The organism is Butyrivibrio sp. WCD2001 (assembly GCF_000424485.1).
Classification (GTDB): domain Bacteria; phylum Bacillota; class Clostridia; order Lachnospirales; family Lachnospiraceae; genus Butyrivibrio.
Genome location: NZ_AUJZ01000021.1, coordinates 26,423 through 49,209, shown reverse-complemented (window position 1 = coordinate 49,209; position 22,787 = coordinate 26,423). Strand labels below are relative to the sequence as shown.

Genomic DNA, 22,787 nt, shown 5'->3' with positions numbered 1-22,787 from the left:
ATGACATTTCCGATATCAGGGTCATGTCGATAGATCCGGGTACGGACAATATAGCAGCTGTAGCGAACAACTTTGGGGCAGACCCGTTTGTGGTAAAGGGCGGACTGATAAAGTCCGTAAACCAGTTCTACAACAAAGAAATGGGGCGGCTCTCATCATGTGCCATGAAGTGCAATAACAGATACCGCACCAGGAAAATGAACATACTCACTGAAAAGCGCAACAGGCGCATAAAGGATGAGTTCCATAAGATAAGCAGACAGCTAGCAGACTATGCGAGGGATAACCACGTAGATGCAGTAGTGATGGGGCATAACGTATTCCAGAAACAGGAAGCGGACATGGGGCATATCAGTAACCAGAATTTTGTGCAGATACCAATGCTGATATTTGCAGATATGCTAAGATATAAGCTTGCTGAATACGGTATCATGTTTGCCCTTACGGAGGAGAGCTATACATCCAAAGCGGATTTCCTTGCGATGGATGAGATCCCTGTGTATAAAAAGGGCAGTAAGTCTGACTATGTTTTTTCGGGAAAAAGGATAAAGCGTGGACTCTACAGGCACTACGATGGGACAATAACAAATGCAGACATAAACGGAGCTGCAAATATCTTAAGAAAAGTATTCCCAAAGGTAACCCAATGGGATAGGGGCATAGTGGACATGCCCTGTTCTTTGGGATGCACTAAGCATCCCAAAGGTTCATGCCGCTCTGCGGCATAACAGAAACCTCTTCCGACGCAGAGTCGGTGGTGGTAGTTCATGTTCAGCATGATGACGGTCCGGGTACAGGATTTTCTGTCGGTGATGAGGATTTTGAGGTAGCTGATCAGGTGGCTCCAAGGGAGAATGAGAAGATTTTTATAAAGACAGTAAACAGCTGTTTTGGTAATGCCGAGTTAGCAGATTATCTCAGTGACTCGGGTGTAAAAGACTTAATGATAGTCGGATTGCAGACTAATTTCTGTATTGATGCATCTGTTAAATCTGCTTTTGAAAGGGGATACAGAGTAATAATCCCCGAAGGAACCAATTCTACTTTCGATAATGATTACATGAATAGCGAAACGACTTATAAGTATTACAACGAGATGATGTGGCCGGAAAGATTTGCGAGCTGCATTCCTGTTGATGAAGCTATTAAGCTTATTGGGGAACTGGTATAGTTATACAGACGGGAAAAGGACGGTGATTTACCTGCATGGCAGACTACGATATGTGCGGGGTAGGAAAGTAAAAAGATGCAGCCCAAAAAGAAAATACATAAAAACATCATATGGACAATAGTTTCTTTGATTCTTGCGGTATTAACTATTCGCAAGGTATGATTGTGGATGACATAGAGCGCTTGTTTCTGATAGACGTATCAGAAGCGGCGCTTTTTGTTTTATTAAAATTTAAAAAATAAATCTTGAATTATTTTCGGAGTAGGGTTATTATACAGAAAAGATTTGAAACAATGCAATAGTGTAAAATATAATGCAGAAGGATAGGAAAATAGCAAAGGTAATGGGATTATGAATAAGGATTTTAACATTCAGGAATATATGACACACGGAGTAGAAAGGGTAGTTTCAGATGCGATAAAAGCTACTCTCAAGAATCCGAAAGAAAGTGTTTATATGACGAAGTTTGCTCTGGCAACAAAGGCAGCATCAAAGAAAAGGGCAAAGCTGGAGGCAGAGGGTGAGCACATTCCACCGTTCCTCATCGCAAGCATAACCAGCAGCTGCAACCTTCACTGTGCAGGCTGCTATTCCAGATGCAATAATGCTACAAACGACACCGAGCCCGTACAACAGCTCACTGACGATGAATGGCTCAAAATCTTCAATGAGGCCGATGACCTTGGAGTAAGTTTTATACTTTTGGCGGGTGGAGAGCCGCTTCTTCGTAAAGGAGTGATAGAGGCTGCCGGAAAAAAACAGAATATACTGTTTCCGATTTTTACTAATGGTACATTCATGACAGAAAAGTATTTTGACATGTTTGATCAGAATAGGAATCTTATCCCGATAATGAGTATCGAGGGTGAGAAAGAAGCTACAGATAACAGACGTGGTGAGGGAGTCTATGACAAGCTCATATCAAATATGGATGAGCTTAAGGAGCGCGGACTTATTTTCGGTGCTTCAGTGACTGTGACCACGGAAAACATTAAAGATGTTTCTTCAGAGAGTTTTATTGGCAAGCTGTCTGACAAGGGATGCAAAGCTGTTATTTTTGTTGAGTTTGTTCCCGTGACTGATGACTCTAAGTATCTTGCACCGGGTGATGAGGATAGAGAATATCTGAAAAATGAAATCATGAGACTAAGACAGGAACACCCCGAGATGGTATTTGTGTCCTTCCCCGGCGATGAGAAGAGCTCAGGTGGATGCATTGCAGCCGGTAGAGGATTTTTTCATATCAATTCACATGGAGGCGCTGAGCCTTGCCCGTTTTCACCATACTCGGATATAAATGTAAAAGACACATCTCTCAGAGAAGCCATGAACTCAAGATTATTCAAAGCTCTTCAGAAAGAAGGTGTACTCATGGATGATCATGATGGCGGATGTGTTCTCTATGAGAAGAGACATGAAGTAGAAGCACTTCTTGGGGTAATCTGACAAAAAACTTCTTGACAGTGATTTGTCAGTCAATTATACTTACAACTAATAATTTTCAGAAAGGTAGACGCTATGGAAAGACTTATTCTCGTCAAAACAGACGTGGTCATTACAACATCCGTGAATATGATTCAGGGGTCTGTTTTTGATATGTATGATGAGGATAAGGATAATTGTAGGGCATAGCTAGTGCTTTATAACTTACATAGTATACAAAGCCTCATCAAGCGAGAGTTTGATGGGGCTTATTTTTTTAGGAGGTGGCCGATGGATAATTATGTTGATGAAAGAGACTACAAATTACTGGAAAGCTCTGTACAATAGGCTAATTGCTGTTAAAGGGCATCCCTTTTTGATATATTAGAAAAATAGGAGGAGCGACGGATGTTGAAGGACTTTTATGATGAGACTGAACCAATAGTAAAATTGGAACATTTTTATGGGGAACAAAAGCACTTGGTTGATAAGTGCATTATTATTTTTTCAAAAGAAATTCATGACCATATTCTGGAAAAATTTCATTGTGAAGAGATCGCTTCGCTAGGGGCATGTAACGGAAGTATACCTATCTATTGTCTTGAATATAAAGGTGAAAAGATAGCATTTTACCTGACATCAATAGGCTCCGCCGTTGCATCGAGTGCCTGCTATGAAGCACACTGGTTAACCGGTGCGACAAAGTTTGTAATGTTCGGTTCCTGTGGAAGCCTTGATCCGGAACAGACCACCGGAAGGTTTATTGTCCCGACAGAGAGTTACAGAGGTGAGGGCGCTTCATTTTACTATGCTCCGGCCAGTGACTACATTGATATTAAGGGCTGTCATAAATTAGAGGCTATTTTCACAGAACTCAAGGTGCCATATGTAAAAGGTCGTGTCTGGACAACGGATTCTATGCTCAGAGAGACAAAGGGACTTGTGGCCAAAAGAATAGAAGAAGGCTGCATAGCAGTAGAGATGGAGCTTGCGGGAGTCCAGGCTGTGTGTGATTTTTACGGACTTGAACTGTATGATTATCTGGAAGCCGGTGATGTACTGGCAGATAGCGGATATGAAGTGGAGGCACTCAATGCAGCAAACCATGATCTGGGCAAGTTCTATATTGGCTTGGATATCGCGGTAAGGATATAAATTAATTTAGGGTGAAATCATAGGAAGTGGCGGTCTGGTATATCATGCAGACAGAGATGTTTGGGAAGTTGGATACAATATCAGAAAAGACCAGTGGGGACATGGTTATGTTCCGGAAGCAATGCAGGGAATAATTGATCATATTTCAAAGACCAGAAAAATTCGAGCTATTGAAGGTCAGTTTGCAGCAGAGAACCACAAAAGTCAGCGGGTAATGGAAAAGCTTGGGATGCATTACTCACATGACAGCGAGTTAGTGAAGCTTGATGGGAGCAAAAGGTATCCTGCAAAAACTTTCATTAAGGAGTTTTGATTGAAATGATACTTGTTACAGGGGCTACGGGATTTGTTGGAAATAAAATAATGAAAATCTGCAATGATGTCGTTGCAGCGCCATCGCTCAGGAACGCATCTGAGGAGCAGGTCAGACGGATTATCGAAGAGAGTGGTGCGGATACCATCGTTCATACGGCAGCCATATCGGATATAGGAGCCTGTGAGGCAGATTCGGAGGCGTCTTATATAGCAAATGTTCAGATACCATGCTTCATTGCCAAAGCAGCAGAAGGAAGAAAACTTGTATGCTTTAGTTCTGATCAGGTATACAGCGGTCTTGAGGATGATGGACCTTATACAGAAGAAAATGTAAAACCTGCAAATATCTATGCAGAACACAAACTTGAAATGGAGCAGAGAGTTTTGGATATCTGCCCTGATGCAGTTATGCTTCGCGCGGAATGGATGTATGACTATTATTTAAAAAAGCCCAATTACTACATGAACATCATTAACGCCAAGGAATCCGTAGCGTTCAGCTCAATGCAGTACAGAGGTATCACCTATGTAAAGGAAGTTGCTGAAAATATAGAAAAGGTCATATCATTACCCGGCGGATCTTATAACTTTGGAAGCGAGACAGATAAGTCCATGTATGATATTACAAAGGAATTTGTAAGTGCGCTGGGGTTGGATATTCAGGTAAATGATGCTCCTACAAGGCATAATCTGTGGATGGATTGTTCCAAGGCTAAAAAGTACGGTGTTGTTTTCAGCAGTGTTTCGGAAGCTCTGTTACAGTGCGCCGAGGATAATGGTAGAGAGAGTAAATAAGATGCTTGCGGCATATGCAGGAGGATATATGAAAATCAAAGAAGAAATAATCACACTAAAAGATGGAAGAAAGCTTACCCTGAGATCTGCGGAGGAAAAAGATTCGCAGACAATGATTGATTATATGGTCAAGACAGCTGAAGAAACGCATTTCCTATGCAGATATCCTGAGGAGATAAATCCTGATCTTGAACACGAAAAGAAGTTCTTAAATGATATTCTGGAATCTGAGGGCTCTGCATTTTTCTCGGTTTTTGATGGAGACAGGGCAGTTGGTAATTGTTCTATATCAGCTCATAGCAAGCATGTTAAGCTCAAGCACAGATGTGATTTAGCGATTGCATTGGAGCAAGATTTTTGCGGATGCGGCCTGGGGACAATTCTAATGACAAAGGCTATAGATAAAGCAAGGGAGCTGGGCTTTGGGCAAGTTGAACTTGGCGTATACGCTGACAATGACAAAGGATTAGCCCTTTATAAGAAGATGGGATTTCAGGAGATGGGCAAGACTCTAAGAGCATTCAGGCTTAAGGATGGTACATATATAGATGAAATCAACATGGTTCTCTTTTTGTAAAAACAGAAGATAAATTGGGGGATGTTAAAAATGAAGATAGAACATGTTGCAATGTATGTTAATGACCTCGAGGCAGCCAGGGACTTCTTTGTGAAATATCTTGGCGGAAAATCCAACGATGGTTATCACAATGTGAATACGGATTTCAGGTCATATTTTATCTCATTCGACGATGGAGCAAGGCTTGAACTCATGAAAAAGCCCGGACTTGTTGATGCCGAAAAACATCTGTTGAGGACAGGGTATATTCACATAGCTTTTTCTGTGGGCAGCAGGCAGATGGTTGATGAGCTGACTAAGCTTCTTAAAGATGATGGCTTCGAGGTTGTAAGCGGACCCCGGACTACAGGCGATGGATATTATGAAAGCTGCATTGTTGGTATTGAGGGCAATCAGATAGAAATTACTGAATGAGGTATGAAATATACAGACATTTTTATGACAAGTTACTACTTTTGAAAGATGAGATGAATACTGAAGCTGCGAAGGAAATTGCCATGAAGAGACACGAATACATGGAAGGTTTTTTGAAAGAATACTTTGAGGAGTTGGGCGAATAGAGATGATAGAACAATTTAGTATGGACTACATTCAGGATTATTTTGAAGGGTTTGATGAAGAAATAACAAAGTATCAGTGGCCGGATCCATTTGAGAGTGTTGATGATGCCAGGGAGCTTTTACAAGAATTTTTTTACGAGGCGGATATCCGCAATATTGGAAGCATGAAACTCCTTCGTAAGTTTGAAGATGAATATGAGATCATTGAGCAAGAACTTGAGAAGGTAACCACTGATTCCGGAAAAGAGCTGGAACTCCAAGGGTATATCATGAAAGTCAGGGAATAGGATGGAATTAAGGAAACATCAAAAAATGAAAAGACAGAAAATCATACTGGGATGGATTAGAATTGTCATAGGCTTGTTTGTATTTGCCTTTGGCGTTCATCTGACAATATTTGCAAATATAGGACTTGCACCATGGGACTGCCTGGGAATGGGAATATCATATCATACGCCGCTTAATTATGGAGTATCCATGACACTTGTTGCTATTGCCGTTCTTGCAATAGATTTGATCATGAAGGAAAAGATAGGCTATGGAACAATAATAGATGCACTTCTGACCGGGAATTTTGTCCAATTCTTCAACAGCGTAAATCCTTTACCTCTCAACAGTAATCTGTGGAGTGGAATAGTCATTATGCTTATGGGTTTTGTTTTCATGGCGCTTGGAATGGCTGTATATATGAAAAGTGAACAGTGCTGCGGACCGAGGGATGCACTGCTTGTCGGATTGGGGAAGCGGATGTCGCGTATCCCGATTGGAATTGTCGAGATTATACTCTGGTCAGTAGTCCTCGTGGCAGGAGTGCTGCTTGGAGGACCGGTAGGCATAGGTACAATACTAAGTACTTTTGGTGCAGGAATTGTGATGCAGATAGTATATAATATTATTAGGTTTGAACCGCGAGAACTGCATCACAGAGGGGTGACAGAGGTTTCGAAAGTGCTTATAACCAGGTAAAACGGGCTATTGACTAAGTGCATGATGGAGAATGAATACTATGAAAATATATATAGCAGGACCATTATCCCAGGAATTGTGACAGGAATACCTTTTGCAATAGGTGTCTGCTTTGTAGCATATTTGCTCTTTCTTGGAATGCTTGATGTGATGGGAATGAGAGGGTAATGGTATGAAAATTCTTGTTGTTGGGGGAACCAGATATTTTGGAATCCCCATGGTTAATAGCTTACTTCAAAAGGGGCATGAAATTACGATTGCCACGAGGGGCAACTCAAAGCCGGATTTTGAAGCCTCTGTGGATTATGTTGTTATGGACAGGATGGATTCTCAAAGTGTTAATGAAGCTCTGGGCGGTCGGCATTTTGATCTCATAATCGACAAGATTGCCTATAGCTCCAAGGATGTAAAGGCACTTTTGGAAAACGTAACCTGTGACAGATATATTCAGATGTCTACGTGCTCTGTTTATCCCAAGGATCATCCTGATATCACGGAGGATGAGTTCCCCTCTGAAAAATATGAGCTACATTGGATAGATCGAATCAAGGATTATCAGGAAACCAAGAGACAGGCAGAAAGAGCGGTGTTTGAGTTCATGGATCCTGAGAACATTTCTTTTGTCAGGTATCCGATTGTTATGGGCGAGAATGATTACACCGGCAGACTGGATTTTTATATTGAGCACATAAGAGATCAGAAGCCCATGAACATTGATGATTATGATAAGGAGATGGCATTCATCTACGAGAAAGATGCAGGTGAATTTATGGCATACCTGGCAGATCATTTTATAGCCGGCCCCGTAAATGGCTGCTCGAAAGCAACGGTTAAGATCTCGGAGATTATCAGATATATAGAAAAAGGCCTAGGCAAGAACGCTGTTATCAGTGAGCAAGGGGATGCTGCTCCGTATAACGGACTTGAAAATACACGTAGTTTTAGCACAGAAAAAGCGGAATCGACCGGTTATGGATTCCGTGAACTTGGTGATTGGTTATACCCGCTGATGGATGAAAGAATCCGGAAATTGGTCCTCTGACTTTATTTTTTAAAGTTAGGGGGCTTGTTTTTTTGTGGAATAGTATTATAATTAACATTGTGCACAATTAAATGTAATAAAATGGAATATGCAGATTGAACGAAAAGGAGGATGCCATGAGCACAGCAGTCAGATATTATTCAAGATCAGGGAACACAAAAAAGGTTGCAGAGTATATTGCAGAAACAGCAGGTGTAGATGCTGTCTCAGTAGATTCAAACAATGCTGAACTTTCAGATAAAGTAGATGTCCTTTTTATTGGTGGGGCGCTCTACGCTTACGGTATTGATGAAAATCTGAAGCAGTACCTGAAGACATTATCCGGTGATAAAGTCGGCAAGGCAGTGGTTTTTTCAACATCATGGCTTTCAAAGCACGCACTGGACCTTATTAAGGATGCTCTGACAAATAAGGGGATCAAGGTTGAGAGCGATACCCTGTATTTTAAGAGCAAGGCTGTAGACGGCTGCAGGGATGAAGCAGTGAAGTTTGCAAAAAAATATATTTGACGAATATGACCAAGGAGGACATAAAGATGATCTATGATTACAAAGTAACTACAGGAACAGGTGAAGAACTTAACCTTGCTGATTACAAAGGGAAGATTATTCTGGTTGTGAACACAGCTACAGGTTGTGGTTTTACACCTCAGTACAAACCAATAGAGGAGCTTTATGAGAAATATCATGACAAAGGTCTTGAGGTGCTGGATATCCCGTGCAACCAGTTTGGCGGACAGGCTCCCGGTACAGATGAGGAAATCCATGAGTTCTGCACACTTCACTACAATACAACATTCCCTCAGATGAAAAAAGCTGATGTAAACGGTGAGAATGAGCTTCCACTTTACACATACCTTAAATCTCAGAAGGGATTCGGAGGCTTCCAGGATCATCAGTACAGAGAATTACTTGAGAAGATGTTTGCAGAGGCGGATCCTGATTGGGACAAGAAGCCTGATATTAAGTGGAATTTCACAAAGTTCGTAATTGACAGGGAAGGAAACGTAGTTGCACGTTTTGAACCCACAGCTGATGTGGAAGATGTTGAGGCGTGCATAAAATCTCTTCTTTGAAAGTGTTTGGATTTATTAGTATTGACTCTGGCATATCAAGGATGTTTTGATTGAATCTAGAGCGGAAACTATACATCCCTTAGGATGAAAAATTGGAGGATACAACATGGAATGGAAAAAGATAGATGACAGTACATATCAGTATGATGAAGGCGGCGTGAGATTTTTCCTATTGCTTGGGACAGAGCAGGCGCTGCTGATTGACAGCGGTATGGAGGTTCATAACGCCAGAGAACTTGCGGGAGAGATCACAGAGCTTCCGGTCAGACTGTTTAATACACATGCGGACATGGATCACATCGGCAGTAATGATGAATTCGATGAAGTTATGATAAATCCCGCTGAGCTTGTTAATTATGGCAAGCCGCACCTTTCTCAGAAGATAATTCCGATATATGACGGCGATGTTATTGATATAGGAGGACGAAAACTTCTGGCAATTGCTCTTCCCGGACATACGCCCGGAAGCACAGCGCTACTTGATGAAAACAGCGGAATGCTCTTTAGTGGTGACCCGATTCAGGATGGCGGAATATTCATGTTCGGACCCATGCGTGATATGAGCGCTTACATTCACAGTCTAAAAAGACTTGAAAAATATAAGGGTAAGATAAAGGGCATATATGCAAATCATGGAACTTTGCCGGTGGATTTTTCAATAGTGGAAAAGCTTATCGAGGGTGCAAAAAAGGTTGAAAAGGGTGAGCTTATTTCGACAGAGAGGGATATGTTTGGCCAGACCGTCAAAGCATATGATGTCGGGGTGGCAACATTCCTTTGCGAATAAAAAATTTTCGATTATTTGGGATTATTAAGAGGTAGAACAGAAATGGACACAAATACAATTGATATCATGGGAGTAAGAAAAGATGGCGGTCTGGATATGGTATGGGGATTCAATTATCACGCTTCCTGCGCTCAGCTTCAGGATGAGTAGCATAATAACGCTTCTTGTCGGCGTACATGTCCTCGTCTGCTTTCCTGAGCGCTAATCTTATATCCTTTGCGTCACTTACAACGCAGCTTCCTATGGCGAGGCTTACGTTGCCGGATTTCTCCGAAAGGTCTCTGACTTTTTGTATTTTATCCGCCACTTCCTCTTTAGTTGTGGAAGGAAGTATTACGGAGAATTCGTCGCCACCTGCCCTGAAGATCTGGTCAATATCAAATACTTCCGTAAGTATATCGGCAGCCTTTTTTATCAGCCTATCACCGGCTATATGACCCTCTGTATCGTTTACGCGTTTAAGGCCGTTCAGGTCAGCAAAAATAACACCAAGAGAATGACTCTTTTTCTCTGATGCATGAGCTAACCTGTCGACAAAATTATTCATTATATTTCGGTTCATGACGCCGGTAAGCATATCACGGGAACTGAGAGTTTCCAATCTGTCCAATAACAGATAATTGCTTATTTCCGAACTTAAGATAAATGTAGTTATTTCCAGAGTTTCTTTTATTGTATCTGATTTTTCAGGGTCAAAATTGTCAGCCCATATATACCCGATAATCTCATCACCTGATTTAATAGGGAAAAGGACAAGAGAAAATATTTTCTCATTTTTAAGCGAATCGTACCAGGCTCGATTCTTTTTCTTCAAATAGTTCATGTCATTTTCATCTTTCAGAATCAGACAGCTGCTTCCTGAGATAGTATCCGCCCAAGTGGAAACCACCTTGTAAAATCCCTTTTCAATATGGAAGCCAAAGGGGTTAAGCTTTGTATCTTCTGCCAGATCCTCACTTAATACTCTGCAGGACTGCTCTTCATTGTTAAGAAGCAAAATGACACACATTTCCGCTGAGCACATTTGTCTTATGGACTTAACAACTTCATTCATGGCCTTTTCAAAGTCATTGTTTTCACTAAGAACCAGGCAGTTATTTAAAACTGCTGTGGCTATTTCCCCTGATACGTCAGACATGGTTTTTGTATTGAGAGAGAGATCTATTTCCATGGTATAAGTGCAGTAGCACAGATTATCATGATCGGTCATAAGCGGCATAAAAACAATATTAAGCCATGCGCCATACCTTTCGGGACTGATATAGGTATGAACCACTTTTTTATTCACCGCTGCCTGAATAGTAGCAGTCTCAAAATTGAGATCCTTAGGAATATAGTCCGTATATACAGAGTTTGGAATAAAGGTGCGATTCTCCATGTTGAGTTCCTGGATTGGATTCTCAATAGAATCTATATATGCTTTATTGCCTGCTACAATACGGATGTCGCCGATATTTCCATCCGGGAGCTTCTCCACTGATAGAACGCATGTAAATGCCCCCATGCTATTGACAATTAAATCAAAATCCATAGTCATCTACCACCTTCCTAACTCTAATGATACGTTATTCAGCTAAAGAGAATTATTAAAAAACCCTAAAATATTAAGTGTAGGGAGAAATAACGATTTAACAGTTTGATAATTCACTGTTAATTGGAAATATTTCTGTTATAGTAAAAGGATAAAAGTGAAGATTCGCTATGTACAAGCAATCTTCATGGGGAACTAAGGAGGAGAAAAACTATGACACCTAAGGTATTACTTTTTATTGTATTAATTGCAGTACTTGCACCGGTTTATCTTTTGTTTGGTGTAGCAACGTCCAAGAATATTAAGGACATGTCTGAAAAGAACAAGGAAGAGTATGAAAAAAACAGGGCCAAACACAGATATATGCTGTTTGGACAGTGCTGGGGAATGGGCATTGGAGTTATAGCAGGATGTATTGCAAATTATTGTATTTCCGGGAAAGTTTCGACCGGAATGTGCCTCGGAACATCATTTGGAATGCTTGCAGGTATGGCCATCGGTGCTATGCTCGATAGAAGAAAAATGGAGCAGGAAACCGAGCAATAACTATTAGAGATAAGGGGATCCTCTCTATGCTTCGCGACGCAGATATCAGGGATGGACTTTGCGACTATCTTGAAACAAAATATGGAAAAATACGTTTCTTTGAAGAACTGACAATGGGAAAATCAAGAGCGGATATTGTCATGGTTACAGACGAGGGGCTCTATGGTGTTGAAATTAAAAGTGATGCAGACACCTATGAAAGACTTTCCAGACAGGTCAGGGATTATGACAGGTTTTTTGACTACAACTATGTTGTTGTGGGAACGACTCATGCAGGGCACATAAAAGAGCATGTGCCTGATCACTGGGGAATTATCACTGTTGAAGATGATGCCGGAAGCCTTGATTGCTACGAGATGCGTGCCCCGATTCGTAGTCCGAAGGTAAAACTGACCAATCAGATGGGACTTTTGTGGAAGAGCGAGCTTGCTGTTCTTCAGGAAGAAAATGGACTGTATAAGTACTCCGATAAGAGTAAAATGTACCGCAAGAAATATCTGATGGAGAGTGTTGATAAAGAACTGCTGAAAAAGCAGATGCTTGAGGTACTTTTCGAAAGAGATTATTCTGTTTTTGAGTAAGGAGGTATCCATATGCGTCTTTTTATAGCAATTGTCCTTGATGAAAATATGACGGATGCCCTGACAGAGATGCAGGATGATCTGATGCGCGAAGGAATCAGGGGCAGTTATACGAGACCAGAAAACCTCCACATCACTTTGGCATTTCTCGGAGAAAATGACGAGCCCGAAAAAGTCGTCGAGGTGATGCGGGATGTGCCTTTGAAGTCCTTTAGCATAAAGGCCTCAGGTACAAGGCGCTTTAAGGATATGGTGTTTGCGAACATTGAGGAAAATCAGGAGCTTCATGATTATGTGAAGCGCCTTAGAAAAGCTTTGTCTGATGAAGACATTGAGTATGACAGGAAAAAGTTTATCCCTCATATCACACTTGTCAGACGGGCGACCGGAAATAAGGATTTCCCCGGGCAATATGAGATTACTACCGAGGAATCGATGAGAGTAAAGGGAATCTCATTGATGAAATCAGAACGCGGAAAGCACGGAATGGTCTACACGGAGATTGGCTATGTGAGAGCTTTCTAAAAAAGATAAGGAGGAATAATTCATGCTCGAAGTAGGAACAAAGGCACCATCATTTGAACTTCCGGACCAAAACGGAGTAATGCATTCGCTGGAAGAATACAGAGGTAAGAAGGTTATCCTCTATTTTTATCCGAAAGATAATACTTCCGGATGCACTAAGCAGGCATGCGGCTTTTCAGAGAGATATCCGCAGTTTACAGAAAAAGGAGCGGTTGTACTTGGCGTGAGTAAGGACACAGTGGCTTCCCATAAGAAGTTTGAGGAGAAGTACGGACTTGCATTCACACTGCTGGCAGATCCTGAGCGCAAGGTGATTGAGGCCTATGATGTCTGGAAAGAGAAGAAAAACTATGGCAAGGTATCCATGGGCGTGGTGCGGACAACATATCTGATAGATGAAGAAGGCATAATCATCAGGGCGAACGATAAAGTAAAAGCGGCTGATGATCCCGAAAAGATGCTAGGAGAATTGTGATGAGCTTTATGTAAGGATGTACCAAGGAGAAGGAGCGAAGAAAAAATCCACTTATTTTGCTTAATTATGAAAGTTTAATACTTTTCCCAAAAGGGTTAAGAGGCTGAGAATCCGGACCGATAAATATATCAGAAAGACAATCATACAGGGAACGAGACAAGCCTCCGGTTTCTGTATGGGAGCCTCCCGAGAAAGCCCGAGCTTTCAGAGGATGTATTAAAACGAAACGATAATAAGAGATTTTCTTCATTTTTTAACTCCTCCTAATATAAATATGTGACCTGAGTAACCTGATCAATGCAGAATTGACCAGGTTATTCTTTTGAACGAATCAGTGCAGAACAGGCCAAAATCAGTGTATGATGCCTAAAGTCCCGTCATTTTATACCAAGGTTTGATCATGTCGGGACATTTACACCCATGAATTCATAGAGCTCACGCTGTTTTGCTGTTATCTCAGATAGATGATGTGCCTTGCCGGGCTGCTGATAATACTCAATGGTATCCAGCTCATCAAGTAATGACTGGATCGTGTACTTGCTAAACAGTCCGTTTTCATCCATCCGTTTTTTGATATAAGACACCATCTGGAGTGCTATGAACTGAATAAACAGCTTGCCTTCAAAATTCTCTTCTGATGCGACGGACATACGTCGCATGGAAAGTCTTTCTTTGAGGTTGCCAAAGGATTTTTCAATAAGATCCTTGAGGCGGTAGATGCGCAGCGCTTCCACTGGATCTTTGATTCCATTGCTCATGAGAGCGAAGTAACCATAGTTCTTCTCAGCTTTGCGAATAGCATCTTCCTTGAAGCTGTAGGTTTTACCTCTCACAGGTGTCTCGTGTATTGTAAAGTACTTCTGATAGAGCTTTTCATCAGCTGGATCAGGAGTGCCGTTTACCAGGTTGTTTTCAAGAAGATCAAGCATGGCATTGAACCTTGTCTTGTCGTCGGTTGCTTTTTGGTCATTGTAATAGAAGTGGAGATATATGCGCTTTTTTTCAGTGATTATCTCTCCAGCGCGGGGCTTTTCTTCTGTGTAGTCCCATTCTTCTTTAAATGACATGACATATAGTTTTAACTCAGAATTATAGTTATAGCGGGTAACAAAATCCGCGCGGATCTTATCAAGTATGCTGCTCACTTTGCTGAGTGAGAGTCTGGCACCAATGAGGAACTTATGGTGGTGCTTCATAAGATCGTTGATGTTCTTCTCACTGTAGAAGCCTCTGTCCAGGACAAGCTTTAGCTTGTCGAGTTTAAGGAAATCAACATCCTTTATGAGGTTCTCTATGGTCTTAACATCCGTGATGTTGCCTGCAAGCTTTCTGTAATAAACAGGGAGCATTGATTCCTCTCCATACAGAAGTGCAAGGTTTATCTGCGGAAGGGAATCGCCTTCTTTGTTCTTTCCATACTTCGCCTGCTTTATCAGTGTAGAGTATGAAGAGATAGATGTTGTATCAAACGCAAGATATTCATTCAGACCATGGCGTTTTGCCTGGTACTGGAAGTAAGCCATCTTTGCGTCCTCAGTTATGAGACCAAAGAGCTCGCTGCTTCTCTGGGAAGGAATATCCTTGCCATATGGATGCCTGTGAGTCACGCCCCACTTATGGAACCTGTACATGGGCTGGCCTTCTTCAAGCACGAGATAATAAGCAATGGACATTATCTGAGGTGCCAGAGAGCCAAAACATTTGCCAAGATCTGCGGCAATGCCGGTCTTATCACATATCTCATTGAGAAGATATGTAGAGCCATAGAACTGTCTGAGGCATATCTCTGTTGGAACCGGACCGGTTTTAGGTGCAACAAGGCTTTGCTCATACTCAGCTTTTAGACGGTGATAGGTCTTGTTTGGCGTAAAGACTTTGCCATCATACTTACCGATGTATTCGCGTTTATGATCCGCACACTGTTTTTCAGCATTCCAAAAAGGCTTGTCGATATAAGCATAACCGTTCTGACATCTGACTTTGCTGGTGATCCAAGGCTCATTGATTTTCAGTTCCATAGCAATTACCTCCTTGGTATAATTATACCAAGGATTAAAAGGAATCGCAAGCAAAATGGGCACTTTTGATACAATATTTTGTAGCTACAAAGCCAGTAAGCACAAGGCTTTGCGATGATTAGTCAGATGAGTTTATACCGAATCCTTGGTATAAATTCACGGGAGCTTAGGATGATGAGGCCTGTTCTTTTTGTGCGTTTATACTAGCATCTGAAAGCCACAGAAAAAGAAAAATAAGGGTAGTGTTTTTGCTGTAAATAGATTTTATATGAAGACAAATGAGGATTATATTCGTTATATAAACAAGTGAGTGCTTCAGAAGAAAGAGAGGCGTTAGTTATGAGTGAAAAGAGAATACACAAAAGTAATGATAAAAAGATCTGTGGCGTATGCGGAGGCATTGCAGAATATTTCGGCGTTGATCCTACAATAGTAAGACTTATTTTTGTTCTGGCAGTAATGTTTACGGGCGTAGGAATCCTTCCGTACATCATAGCAGCGATCATCATGGACGAATGTCCTGAAGGCGCAGCAGAAAAAACAACTTATAAAGAAGAAAACAGTTACTCGGCAAATAATAACTATTATGAAACAGATGAACCCGTTGGCTTCAAGTTCCCGATGTCATGAGAATGGGAGAAAATCATGAACAAGACACTTCGAAATGTGTTTGCAGCATGTGCAATAGTAGGTGGCATCTTATTACTTGGAGATGCGCTTGATGAAGGAAATGCACTTTTGATGTGGGAATGCATAGGAATCTTCCTCATAGGAGTGGGCTACCTTTTCCCGGTAAAGCAGGCTGCAAAGTATATACTTGAAAAAACAATTGCGTTAAAGAAAAAGGAAAAAGCTTCCGGAGAGGAAGTTTTCAAATCGGCGTGATAAAAAAAGGAAAAACTGAAGAATATTTTAACTACAAGGGCGGGGTACTTTTCATTTGAATTGTGTCCTGCCTTTTTCATGGGTATAATTATCAAAAACACTGTTGACTCTTCCCTTAGGGAACCCCTTAAGGTTGATTTATCAACAAGAAGGAGGTTTCGAAAATGAAAAAGAAAATGACATCTGGAGAAATGGCAAAGAAGGCGGGAGTATCGCAGAAGGCAATACGTCTTTACGATGAAAAGGGGCTTCTTAAGCCGACTGAGTATTCAGAGGGGAATTATCGCCTGTACGATGCTGCTGCGCTGCAGATCCTTGAAAAGATCGTTGCCCTTAAGCAGATAGGATTTTCTCTTGAAGAAATTCGTGACAATTTAAAGAGCGGTGAGGCAAGTGACATCAAGTCGGCGATGGAGATTCAGCTTCGTAAGATGGAGGAAAAGAAATATCAGCTTGATAAAATCACTGATGCGATAAAGAGGACTTTGGCCCGCAAGGAGAACCTGGACTGGGACGATGTTGCAGGAATTGTACAGTATGTGAATGCCGATCAGACAGCCGACGAGCGCCACTGGGATGCACTTAAGCACACAAGCGGAGAGCTCGACTGGTATGTAAGGATTTTCAGATCGCTTGAGATAAAAGAGGGCAGCAGGGTTCTCGACCTTGGATGCGGATATGCGAAGCTTTGGAGAAACAACTGGACCGAGATTCCAAAGGGCACAAAGATTACGGGATACGATATTCACGGAAGCTGGGCTGATGATTTTGCAAAGTTCATTCCGGAAAACAAGGAAACACTTCCCGAAGACGTAAGTATTGAGCTTGAATTTGAGGATCTTGAGGATGAGAAGACCTGGCAGAAAATAGATGCTACCGGAGAGTATGACGTTGTTGTTGCTCACTACCTTGACTCCGAGATAAAAGATATCGAAGCTATTGTAGCGCATGCAAGCAGCGTGGTTTCCGAAGATGGATATTTTTCATTAAACGGTGCCAACGTGGCAAAGTGGAATAAATATTTCAAAGAAGCTATAGAAGCTGTTGGGGTAGATGCATCTTTCATAGATGAAAAGATAGCTAAGCAGACTGAGAAAAGAAATCAATATATAGCAATGATGGAGAAATACTTTGCAAGGGTTGAGTCGGTTATTTTGCCAAACGTTTGGCATTATACCGAGGCCGGAGAAATTGTAGAGAAAATGAAGGACTACTACAAGGATCAGGAGAAAGCCATCGTTCGTTACGAGGACAAGCTGCTTTCGTACTTCAAGGACAAGATTGAAAAGGACGGTGAGTTTGCACTTGAAACCGGAAGCCAGTTCTGGCATTGCTATAAAAAGTGAAAAAAGTTGGAGGAGCTATATGGGGAACATTTTCATTGATGATACGAAATTCGTCAAAGATCAGTACAAGAATTCAAACGGACTAAGCACCAGAATCTCAATTCACGACAAGTATTCCACCAATAAGATGGGACTGCACAACTGGTATTTTACAGTCATGAAGCTGGAAGAGGGTATGAGAGTTCTGGAGCTCGGCACCGGAAGCGCAGTTATGTGGGTAAAAAACAGAGATGTTATAGGAAAGCTGTCGCAGCTGGTTTTATCCGACATGAGTGAAGGTATGCTCGCTGAAGCGAAGAAGAACCTCGGCGAGATTCCCAATATTGAATATGAAGTCATTGATATTCAGGACATTCCATTTGAGGATAATACTTTTGATGCGGTAATTGCCAACTGCATGCTCTATCATGTGCCGGATATAAACAAGGCGGTATCTGAGGTTCGAAGAGTGCTTAAAAGCGACGGATGTTTCTACGCCGGAACATCCGGACAAAACGGCGTGCTCGAGACCATTGCCGACATTCTTGAGCAGGATATTTCCTATGAGAATAATTTCTCTCTGGAAAATGGAGGAGAGAAACTGGAGCCGTTTTTCACTAATGTCCGGATAGAGCGTTACAAGGATTCCCTTGAGATAACAAATATCGATGATCTCATGGACTACATCTATTCAGGCATCACCTTTGAAAAATCCTGTACTCTCTCACGAGAAGAGGTGAGAGAAAAACTACTGTCCAATATGGCGGACGGTGTTTTGAAACTCCCAAAAGATCCGGGAATGTTTGTAGCGTGGTGAGGGAAATGATTTATCGCGCTCATCGGGGAGTTTAGCCGAAGAAGAAAACAAGCGCAGCGGTTGCGGCAACACTGAAAAGAAAGATTAGTGTTATAAATCTTATTTTTGCACCGCAGGTGTCTGTCTGGATTTCCGGAATTCCATTATTTGTCAGAACATGTACATTAAGGGAATCTCCTGCGTGGAGGTTCCTTTTTGCTGTAAGGACATCGCTTTGCTGCCAGTGACCGTCGAGATTATATTCAACACAATACTTTTCAAAGGTATGATAATAGCTGGAGTGACCGCTAATATAAGCCTTTTCCTTCACAGTACCGAGGCTCTTTACTATATGTCCGCTATAAACGGATGCGCGGAAATAGTTAAACATGCCGATAAAATCCGATACCAGCATCCATATGAGTCTAACTAAGAAAAATCCAAGTATAGCTAAGAAAATATAATCTGTAGGTTTGTCAATCATGATGTATCTCCTTTATAACCGATTGTTTTTCGACGGGACAGCTGTCTTTGCCCCGGTCTATCTATAATACAGTTGGACTTTGGGAAATGTTGCAGAACGTACAAAAAATATTGAAACAGAGAAGATCACAGATTTTTTTCACAAATATTACACACTTTGTAACAAAATCTATGATACAATGCAACGCATAGTTTTGAAAAAGGAGATAAATGTTATGAAAAAAAGAATTTTAGCTATGTGTTTTGCGGTTTCGATGAGTACTATGCTTATTGCATGTGGGGGTGCTTCAAACAGCACTGTTGATGTTCAGGAAGAAGAGATAGCTGAGGCAGCTGAGAGTGAGGCTTCTGAGGCAGCAGAGGAAGCAGCTTCTGATGTAACAGAGGCAGATGTTTCAGATATAGTTGGTGATGTTACAGAGGCAGGCGAGCTTGCCGGTGATGAAGCAGCAGATGGAGAGGACAAAGCAGCTGATGCCGGAGAAGATGGTGCAGCTGATGCCGGCGAGGATAGCGCAGTTGATTACTCAGTTTTCACAAGCGCAAGCAGTGCTGACGTTGAGGCATATGCGCAGAAAATTGTTGATGCTACAAACGCAAAGGATTGGGACACAATCGGTGATATGATCGAGTATCCTATCGGTTCTGAGGAGCTTGGCAACCTTTGCAATAACAAGGAAGAGTTCGTTGCTTATGCTAATGACAAGGGCTTTGACGAAGAGGCACTTGCTAAGCTTCAGTCTTGGAGCGTTTCCGATCTCTGGGCTAATTACATGGGTGCAAGCATCGGCGACGGAGATATCTGGTTCAGAGACCTTAGCCTTGATAACCCTGAATTTAAGATTGTTTCATATCTCGGACTCTATGAGAGCGAAGCTGGTGGAGAGATATCAGAGTAATTACAATATAATATGGATTTGAGGATATGCCGTCATGCTGGTGCGTGGCGGTATATTTGTTTTATGGGAAATGGAAAATGCTCACGTGTGGAATTGTCTGAAAAAAGCCATGCTTTATGGATTGTTTACTGTTAAAAGGCTCTTTTTCTGCTATAGTAGAACTATGAATTTGAGGAGGAGAAAATGAAAACAGTTATTAAGTCGGATATTGTAGAAGCACTAAGGAAAGTAGGGCTTCAGAGCGGGGATACGGTGATGGTACACGCATCGCTGAGCCGGATTGGATATGTATGCGGCGGAGCTCAGGCTGATGAACCAGCGTGAATTAGTGGACTTTGCAGTGTCATGGATTGAGAAAAACAGGAAATAGGAGGATGTTATGGAGACTTGGTACTATGTTGTGGAGAGTATAGACGGCGATTATGCAAATCTTCGCAGAACGGATATAGAATCCGATGATCTTAAGCTTGTTGCGAGAGCGCTCCTGCCGGATGGCATCGCAGAAGGAATAAAGCTTAAGTATGAGCTGATGCAGTATTCTATTATTGATGGGTGAGAATATGCGGATTGTAAATCTGATAGAAAATACCGAGGGTGTAAAAGGTTGTGCGAGTGCACACGGCCTGTCGTTTTATGTGGAGACAGAAAAACACAAGCTTCTCGTCGACCTTGGACCTTCGGAGGAGACTATAAAAAATGCAGAAGTGCTTGGAATTGATCTGAAGGCAGTGGATACTGTTGTTTTAAGTCATGGTCATTATGATCATTCGGGGGGAATTATGCCCTTTTCATCAATAAATTCCACAGCTGCGATCTATATGCAGAAATCGGCGCCGGGAGAATATTACGCAGATGATGGAGTGGCAGAGGACCGGGATAGATACACTTATATCGGAATCGATAAGAATATCGCTGACTTGCCTCAGATAAAGCTGGTCGAAGGCGATTATGAAATTGATGATGAGCTTACTTTGTTTACCATAGAGGAGCGCGAAGAGGATGTTCCGTTTACCAATGCGCGTCTTCTGGAAAAGAAAGATAGTGGTTATATTAGGGACGATTTCAGGCATGAGCATTTTCTTGTTATCAAGGATGGCGGCAGACATATTCTGATTTCCGGGTGCGCCCACAATGGCATTGTGAATATCCTGAAGGAGTACATCAGGAAGTTCGGGGAAGAACCGGATGTGGTAATAAGCGGTTTTCACCTGATGAAGAAGACCGATTATTCGGATGCGCAAATGCGGGTAATCACTGACACGGCAAAGGAACTTCAAAAGTATCATACAATCTTCTACACCTGTCACTGCACCGGAATTCCGGCCTATGATGCAATGCATGAGATCATGGGTGACCAGCTTAGATACGTACATTCAGGAGATGAAGTGGTTTTGGGATGAATTTCTTTGTGATTGGTGAGAAGTAAGGAGCATGAGTTATGTTCTTCAAAAAGAAAAGCGAAAAGAAAACCTATGATAAGGAAAACAAGAAACCCGTGATCAAAGCCAGTATTTGTAATGGGGAACAGGTTGCAGGCTTTCTGGATGTTCATACGGGAACTTTCGAGGAAGTAATGCTGATTAGGGATTCGGAAGATCTTTTTCAGTTTAAGGATACGTATGGAATCAGCGGGGATATTGAGAAGATATACTAAGGCGGCATGAGGTTTATATATGAAAGATTTATCTGCGGGACATCAGAAAATAAGCTGCGTGCTTAAACTTATTACTGTGCTGTCGGCGGTAGTAGGCATTTTTCTCAGTGCTTATGCGGGCAGAAAAGTCTTCATGGGCGGATCGAGGTTTTTGATGTACTTTACGATTCAGTCCAATATTCTTATTGCCATCATCTGTGCGATAGGTCTTTTCCTGATTCTTGGGAAAAAGAAAATCAGCAAGACCTGGTATGTGGTCAAGTTTGTTGGCACGGTTTCAATAACGCTGACAGGCTTTGTGTTTGGCTTCATGCTCGCGCCTCTTCTTGGAGCAAATGCCTGGAATATTCAAAATACGTTGACGCACCTGATAGTTCCTGTTGTTGCAGTGCTGGATTTCTTTGTTATTGCCCCGAGTGCAGGGATTGCAAAGAAGAATGTGATATTTGTCACCATTCCACCCCTCCTTTATGCAGTCTATGCTGGAATCGGATATGTAAGAGGATGGGAGTTTTCACCGGGAAACAATTACCCTTACTTCTTCCTTAACTGGGGAAGCGCCGCCGGAGCATTTGGCTTCTCAAGCGAGCTCCCATATATGGGCACTGTGTGGTGGATACTCGCACTGCTGGCTTTCCTGATGGTTGTGGGCTACTGTTACCTTGTTATTGCGGATTTGATTGGGAAGATTATACATAGAGGTTAGGGCGGCTGATTGGCTCGCGGGAATATTGTAGAGCAAGTGAAAAGAAAAGGGTAAATCCACCGGAAGGAAAATCCTAATTGGATTTACGCGAAGAATATAATACAAGAAAATAATAAGGAACAGAAACAACATGGTAAAGAAAATAGTAAGAGATCCTCTCTTCTTGCAGCAAAAGTCTGAGCCTGCAACGGCAGCAGAGAAGCACATTGAGCATTACAGAGAGAGGGCTGAGCATGGCTGCGGGCTCATATGCGTGGAGGCGACGGCGGTTACTCCGGGCGGAAGATTTGGCAAGAACCACATGGGGCTCTGGGATGACGACCAGATCGATGGCCATGTGCAGATCGCTAAGGCATGCCACGACGAAGGGGCAGCAGTTATCATACAGCTTAATCACGCCGGCCTAAATGCAAACCCTGAGCTGGGCGAAGTGATTGCGCTGTCAGCTGTGCCGACCCGGGATGCCGCACAAATGTCCTGCGGAAACTAAACGAAGCA

The 22,787-nt window shown here is 42.0% G+C and carries 33 protein-coding genes; 30 read left to right on the top strand and 3 right to left on the bottom strand.

The features are described 5' to 3' along the window. The 15 genes from G630_RS22175 to G630_RS22160 all read left to right on the top strand — a co-directional run. The coding region (locus tag G630_RS22175) for a transposase (protein ID WP_044959472.1) at positions 1-728 on the top strand (728 nt) is incomplete at its 5' end. Beyond that, on the top strand, positions 710-1,171 hold the full coding sequence (locus tag G630_RS22170; protein WP_081667982.1) for an isochorismatase family protein: 462 nt from the start codon (positions 710-712) through the stop codon (positions 1,169-1,171). The genes G630_RS22175 and G630_RS22170, both read left to right, overlap by 19 nt. A gap of 351 nt (positions 1,172-1,522) precedes the next feature. After that, positions 1,523-2,617, top strand: a complete 1,095-nt coding sequence (locus G630_RS0115040) for a radical SAM protein (RefSeq protein ID WP_026499050.1) — start codon at positions 1,523-1,525, stop codon at positions 2,615-2,617. Positions 2,618-3,001: 384 nt separating this feature from the next. Next, complete coding sequence (locus G630_RS0115035) at positions 3,002-3,748, top strand: nucleoside phosphorylase (RefSeq protein WP_026499049.1); 747 nt, start codon at positions 3,002-3,004, stop codon at positions 3,746-3,748. A 16-nt stretch (positions 3,749-3,764) separates the two neighbouring features. Further along, positions 3,765-4,061, top strand: coding sequence for a GNAT family N-acetyltransferase (locus G630_RS24355; RefSeq protein WP_081667980.1), 297 nt, complete (start codon positions 3,765-3,767; stop codon positions 4,059-4,061). Between the two features lie 5 nt (positions 4,062-4,066). Further along, entirely contained in the window at positions 4,067-4,858 is a 792-nt protein-coding gene (locus G630_RS0115025) for an SDR family oxidoreductase (protein ID WP_049946244.1), read from the top strand. A 28-nt stretch (positions 4,859-4,886) separates the two neighbouring features. After that, positions 4,887-5,435 carry a GNAT family N-acetyltransferase gene (locus tag G630_RS0115020; protein ID WP_026499046.1) on the top strand — a complete coding sequence of 183 codons (549 nt, stop codon included), beginning with the start codon at positions 4,887-4,889 and terminating at the stop codon, positions 5,433-5,435. 30 nt (positions 5,436-5,465) lie between these two features. Next, entirely contained in the window at positions 5,466-5,849 is a 384-nt protein-coding gene (locus tag G630_RS0115015; protein WP_022762729.1) for a VOC family protein, read from the top strand. A 148-nt stretch (positions 5,850-5,997) separates the two neighbouring features. Continuing rightward, positions 5,998-6,282, top strand: a complete 285-nt coding sequence (locus tag G630_RS0115005; protein WP_155832001.1) for a hypothetical protein — start codon at positions 5,998-6,000, stop codon at positions 6,280-6,282. A 25-nt stretch (positions 6,283-6,307) separates the two neighbouring features. Further along, positions 6,308-6,961: a YczE/YyaS/YitT family protein gene (locus tag G630_RS0115000; RefSeq protein ID WP_044959462.1), complete on the top strand. Its 654-nt coding sequence runs from the start codon at positions 6,308-6,310 to the stop codon at positions 6,959-6,961. 21 nt (positions 6,962-6,982) lie between these two features. Further along, complete coding sequence (locus G630_RS25115; protein WP_196805802.1) at positions 6,983-7,129, top strand: hypothetical protein; 147 nt, start codon at positions 6,983-6,985, stop codon at positions 7,127-7,129. Positions 7,130-7,133: 4 nt separating this feature from the next. Continuing rightward, on the top strand, positions 7,134-8,003 hold the full coding sequence (locus G630_RS0114990) for an NAD-dependent epimerase/dehydratase family protein (RefSeq protein ID WP_026499043.1): 870 nt from the start codon (positions 7,134-7,136) through the stop codon (positions 8,001-8,003). Positions 8,004-8,119: 116 nt separating this feature from the next. Continuing rightward, the gene (locus G630_RS22165) at positions 8,120-8,512 is read left to right on the top strand and encodes a flavodoxin family protein (RefSeq protein ID WP_022762723.1); all 393 of its coding nucleotides are present in this window, start codon (positions 8,120-8,122) and stop codon (positions 8,510-8,512) included. Positions 8,513-8,538: 26 nt separating this feature from the next. Then, the gene (locus tag G630_RS0114980) at positions 8,539-9,078 is read left to right on the top strand and encodes a glutathione peroxidase (protein ID WP_026499042.1); all 540 of its coding nucleotides are present in this window, start codon (positions 8,539-8,541) and stop codon (positions 9,076-9,078) included. A gap of 106 nt (positions 9,079-9,184) precedes the next feature. Beyond that, entirely contained in the window at positions 9,185-9,865 is a 681-nt protein-coding gene (locus G630_RS22160; protein ID WP_049946243.1) for an MBL fold metallo-hydrolase, read from the top strand. A 109-nt stretch (positions 9,866-9,974) separates the two neighbouring features. Here the strand turns inward: G630_RS22160 and G630_RS0114970 are convergent, their stop codons facing one another. Next, the gene (locus G630_RS0114970; RefSeq protein WP_026499041.1) at positions 9,975-11,396 is read right to left on the bottom strand and encodes a sensor domain-containing diguanylate cyclase; all 1,422 of its coding nucleotides are present in this window, start codon (positions 11,394-11,396) and stop codon (positions 9,975-9,977) included. 213 nt (positions 11,397-11,609) lie between these two features. Here G630_RS0114970 and G630_RS0114965 point away from each other — a divergent pair, with 213 nt between their 5' ends. Genes G630_RS0114965 through bcp form a run of 4 tightly spaced genes read left to right on the top strand, consistent with a single transcriptional unit; the run spans position 11,610 to position 13,523 of the window. Further along, a complete protein-coding gene (locus tag G630_RS0114965) occupies positions 11,610-11,942 on the top strand; it encodes a hypothetical protein (RefSeq protein WP_022762719.1) in 333 nt (110 codons plus the stop codon). A 26-nt stretch (positions 11,943-11,968) separates the two neighbouring features. Further along, the gene (locus G630_RS0114960) at positions 11,969-12,523 is read left to right on the top strand and encodes a sce7726 family protein (RefSeq protein WP_022762718.1); all 555 of its coding nucleotides are present in this window, start codon (positions 11,969-11,971) and stop codon (positions 12,521-12,523) included. 12 nt (positions 12,524-12,535) lie between these two features. Beyond that, entirely contained in the window at positions 12,536-13,048 is a 513-nt protein-coding gene (gene thpR, locus G630_RS0114955) for an RNA 2',3'-cyclic phosphodiesterase (RefSeq protein ID WP_022762717.1), read from the top strand. 22 nt (positions 13,049-13,070) lie between these two features. After that, positions 13,071-13,523, top strand: coding sequence for a thioredoxin-dependent thiol peroxidase (gene bcp / locus G630_RS0114950; RefSeq protein ID WP_022762716.1), 453 nt, complete (start codon positions 13,071-13,073; stop codon positions 13,521-13,523). 398 nt (positions 13,524-13,921) lie between these two features. Here the strand turns inward: bcp and G630_RS25450 are convergent, their stop codons facing one another. Continuing rightward, a complete protein-coding gene (locus G630_RS25450; protein WP_044959460.1) occupies positions 13,922-15,541 on the bottom strand; it encodes an IS1634 family transposase in 1,620 nt (539 codons plus the stop codon). A 339-nt stretch (positions 15,542-15,880) separates the two neighbouring features. On the opposite strand from G630_RS25450, the gene G630_RS25620 reads away from it, so the two are divergent. The 4 genes from G630_RS25620 to G630_RS0114920 all read left to right on the top strand — a co-directional run bounded on the left by G630_RS25620 (position 15,881) and on the right by G630_RS0114920 (position 18,568). Next, entirely contained in the window at positions 15,881-16,171 is a 291-nt protein-coding gene (locus G630_RS25620; RefSeq protein ID WP_022762714.1) for a PspC domain-containing protein, read from the top strand. 15 nt (positions 16,172-16,186) lie between these two features. After that, on the top strand, positions 16,187-16,426 hold the full coding sequence (locus tag G630_RS0114930) for a hypothetical protein (protein ID WP_022762713.1): 240 nt from the start codon (positions 16,187-16,189) through the stop codon (positions 16,424-16,426). Between the two features lie 164 nt (positions 16,427-16,590). Beyond that, a complete protein-coding gene (locus tag G630_RS0114925; RefSeq protein WP_022762712.1) occupies positions 16,591-17,772 on the top strand; it encodes a MerR family transcriptional regulator in 1,182 nt (393 codons plus the stop codon). A gap of 19 nt (positions 17,773-17,791) precedes the next feature. Next, positions 17,792-18,568: a class I SAM-dependent methyltransferase gene (locus tag G630_RS0114920; RefSeq protein WP_022762711.1), complete on the top strand. Its 777-nt coding sequence runs from the start codon at positions 17,792-17,794 to the stop codon at positions 18,566-18,568. 31 nt (positions 18,569-18,599) lie between these two features. On the opposite strand, the gene G630_RS0114915 is transcribed toward G630_RS0114920, so the two are convergent. Then, the gene (locus G630_RS0114915; protein WP_022762710.1) at positions 18,600-19,031 is read right to left on the bottom strand and encodes a hypothetical protein; all 432 of its coding nucleotides are present in this window, start codon (positions 19,029-19,031) and stop codon (positions 18,600-18,602) included. A 214-nt stretch (positions 19,032-19,245) separates the two neighbouring features. On the opposite strand from G630_RS0114915, the gene G630_RS0114910 reads away from it, so the two are divergent. The 7 genes from G630_RS0114910 to G630_RS0114875 all read left to right on the top strand — a co-directional run bounded on the left by G630_RS0114910 (position 19,246) and on the right by G630_RS0114875 (position 22,779). Next, positions 19,246-19,929 (top strand): hypothetical protein, encoded by a 684-nt coding sequence (locus G630_RS0114910; RefSeq protein WP_155832000.1) that lies wholly within the window; start codon positions 19,246-19,248, stop codon positions 19,927-19,929. 183 nt (positions 19,930-20,112) lie between these two features. Next, positions 20,113-20,253: a hypothetical protein gene (locus G630_RS24800; protein WP_155831999.1), complete on the top strand. Its 141-nt coding sequence runs from the start codon at positions 20,113-20,115 to the stop codon at positions 20,251-20,253. 55 nt (positions 20,254-20,308) lie between these two features. Then, on the top strand, positions 20,309-20,485 hold the full coding sequence (locus tag G630_RS0114895) for a hypothetical protein (RefSeq protein WP_022762706.1): 177 nt from the start codon (positions 20,309-20,311) through the stop codon (positions 20,483-20,485). Positions 20,486-20,489: 4 nt separating this feature from the next. Continuing rightward, the gene (locus tag G630_RS0114890; RefSeq protein WP_026499037.1) at positions 20,490-21,329 is read left to right on the top strand and encodes an MBL fold metallo-hydrolase; all 840 of its coding nucleotides are present in this window, start codon (positions 20,490-20,492) and stop codon (positions 21,327-21,329) included. A gap of 38 nt (positions 21,330-21,367) precedes the next feature. After that, entirely contained in the window at positions 21,368-21,583 is a 216-nt protein-coding gene (locus tag G630_RS0114885) for a hypothetical protein (RefSeq protein ID WP_022762704.1), read from the top strand. A 19-nt stretch (positions 21,584-21,602) separates the two neighbouring features. Beyond that, positions 21,603-22,289 (top strand): Pr6Pr family membrane protein, encoded by a 687-nt coding sequence (locus G630_RS0114880; protein ID WP_026499036.1) that lies wholly within the window; start codon positions 21,603-21,605, stop codon positions 22,287-22,289. A gap of 130 nt (positions 22,290-22,419) precedes the next feature. After that, a complete protein-coding gene (locus tag G630_RS0114875) occupies positions 22,420-22,779 on the top strand; it encodes an oxidoreductase (RefSeq protein ID WP_026499035.1) in 360 nt (119 codons plus the stop codon). Positions 22,780-22,787 lie beyond the last annotated feature (8 nt).

Bases quoted from the DNA above. Each gene is read 5' to 3' on its own strand.
- G630_RS0115015 (WP_022762729.1), top strand. From the start codon at position 5,466: ATGAAGATAGAACATGTTGCAATGTATGTTAATGACCTCGAGGCAGCC.
- thpR (WP_022762717.1), top strand. From the start codon at position 12,536: ATGCGTCTTTTTATAGCAATTGTCCTTGATGAAAATATGACGGATGCC.
- G630_RS0115035 (WP_026499049.1), top strand. From the start codon at position 3,002: ATGTTGAAGGACTTTTATGATGAGACTGAACCAATAGTAAAATTGGAA.
- G630_RS25620 (WP_022762714.1), top strand. From the start codon at position 15,881: ATGAGTGAAAAGAGAATACACAAAAGTAATGATAAAAAGATCTGTGGC.
- G630_RS0114925 (WP_022762712.1), top strand. From the start codon at position 16,591: ATGAAAAAGAAAATGACATCTGGAGAAATGGCAAAGAAGGCGGGAGTA.
- G630_RS22170 (WP_081667982.1), top strand. From the start codon at position 710: ATGCCGCTCTGCGGCATAACAGAAACCTCTTCCGACGCAGAGTCGGTG.
- G630_RS0115040 (WP_026499050.1), top strand. From the start codon at position 1,523: ATGAATAAGGATTTTAACATTCAGGAATATATGACACACGGAGTAGAA.
- G630_RS0115020 (WP_026499046.1), top strand. From the start codon at position 4,887: ATGAAAATCAAAGAAGAAATAATCACACTAAAAGATGGAAGAAAGCTT.
- G630_RS0115005 (WP_155832001.1), top strand. From the start codon at position 5,998: ATGATAGAACAATTTAGTATGGACTACATTCAGGATTATTTTGAAGGG.
- G630_RS0114970 (WP_026499041.1), bottom strand. From the start codon at position 11,396: ATGGATTTTGATTTAATTGTCAATAGCATGGGGGCATTTACATGCGTT.
- G630_RS0114960 (WP_022762718.1), top strand. From the start codon at position 11,969: ATGCTTCGCGACGCAGATATCAGGGATGGACTTTGCGACTATCTTGAA.
- G630_RS0114895 (WP_022762706.1), top strand. From the start codon at position 20,309: ATGGAGACTTGGTACTATGTTGTGGAGAGTATAGACGGCGATTATGCA.
- G630_RS0115000 (WP_044959462.1), top strand. From the start codon at position 6,308: ATGAAAAGACAGAAAATCATACTGGGATGGATTAGAATTGTCATAGGC.
- G630_RS0114965 (WP_022762719.1), top strand. From the start codon at position 11,610: ATGACACCTAAGGTATTACTTTTTATTGTATTAATTGCAGTACTTGCA.
- G630_RS0114980 (WP_026499042.1), top strand. From the start codon at position 8,539: ATGATCTATGATTACAAAGTAACTACAGGAACAGGTGAAGAACTTAAC.
- G630_RS0114880 (WP_026499036.1), top strand. From the start codon at position 21,603: ATGAAAGATTTATCTGCGGGACATCAGAAAATAAGCTGCGTGCTTAAA.
- G630_RS24800 (WP_155831999.1), top strand. From the start codon at position 20,113: ATGAAAACAGTTATTAAGTCGGATATTGTAGAAGCACTAAGGAAAGTA.
- G630_RS0114990 (WP_026499043.1), top strand. From the start codon at position 7,134: ATGAAAATTCTTGTTGTTGGGGGAACCAGATATTTTGGAATCCCCATG.
- G630_RS0114875 (WP_026499035.1), top strand. From the start codon at position 22,420: ATGGTAAAGAAAATAGTAAGAGATCCTCTCTTCTTGCAGCAAAAGTCT.
- G630_RS22160 (WP_049946243.1), top strand. From the start codon at position 9,185: ATGGAATGGAAAAAGATAGATGACAGTACATATCAGTATGATGAAGGC.
- G630_RS25450 (WP_044959460.1), bottom strand. From the start codon at position 15,541: ATGGAACTGAAAATCAATGAGCCTTGGATCACCAGCAAAGTCAGATGT.
- G630_RS0114910 (WP_155832000.1), top strand. From the start codon at position 19,246: ATGAAAAAAAGAATTTTAGCTATGTGTTTTGCGGTTTCGATGAGTACT.
- G630_RS22165 (WP_022762723.1), top strand. From the start codon at position 8,120: ATGAGCACAGCAGTCAGATATTATTCAAGATCAGGGAACACAAAAAAG.
- G630_RS0114915 (WP_022762710.1), bottom strand. From the start codon at position 19,031: ATGATTGACAAACCTACAGATTATATTTTCTTAGCTATACTTGGATTT.
- G630_RS0114920 (WP_022762711.1), top strand. From the start codon at position 17,792: ATGGGGAACATTTTCATTGATGATACGAAATTCGTCAAAGATCAGTAC.
- G630_RS0114885 (WP_022762704.1), top strand. From the start codon at position 21,368: ATGTTCTTCAAAAAGAAAAGCGAAAAGAAAACCTATGATAAGGAAAAC.
- G630_RS0114930 (WP_022762713.1), top strand. From the start codon at position 16,187: ATGAACAAGACACTTCGAAATGTGTTTGCAGCATGTGCAATAGTAGGT.
- G630_RS25115 (WP_196805802.1), top strand. From the start codon at position 6,983: ATGATGGAGAATGAATACTATGAAAATATATATAGCAGGACCATTATC.
- G630_RS0115025 (WP_049946244.1), top strand. From the start codon at position 4,067: ATGATACTTGTTACAGGGGCTACGGGATTTGTTGGAAATAAAATAATG.
- G630_RS0114890 (WP_026499037.1), top strand. From the start codon at position 20,490: ATGCGGATTGTAAATCTGATAGAAAATACCGAGGGTGTAAAAGGTTGT.
- bcp (WP_022762716.1), top strand. From the start codon at position 13,071: ATGCTCGAAGTAGGAACAAAGGCACCATCATTTGAACTTCCGGACCAA.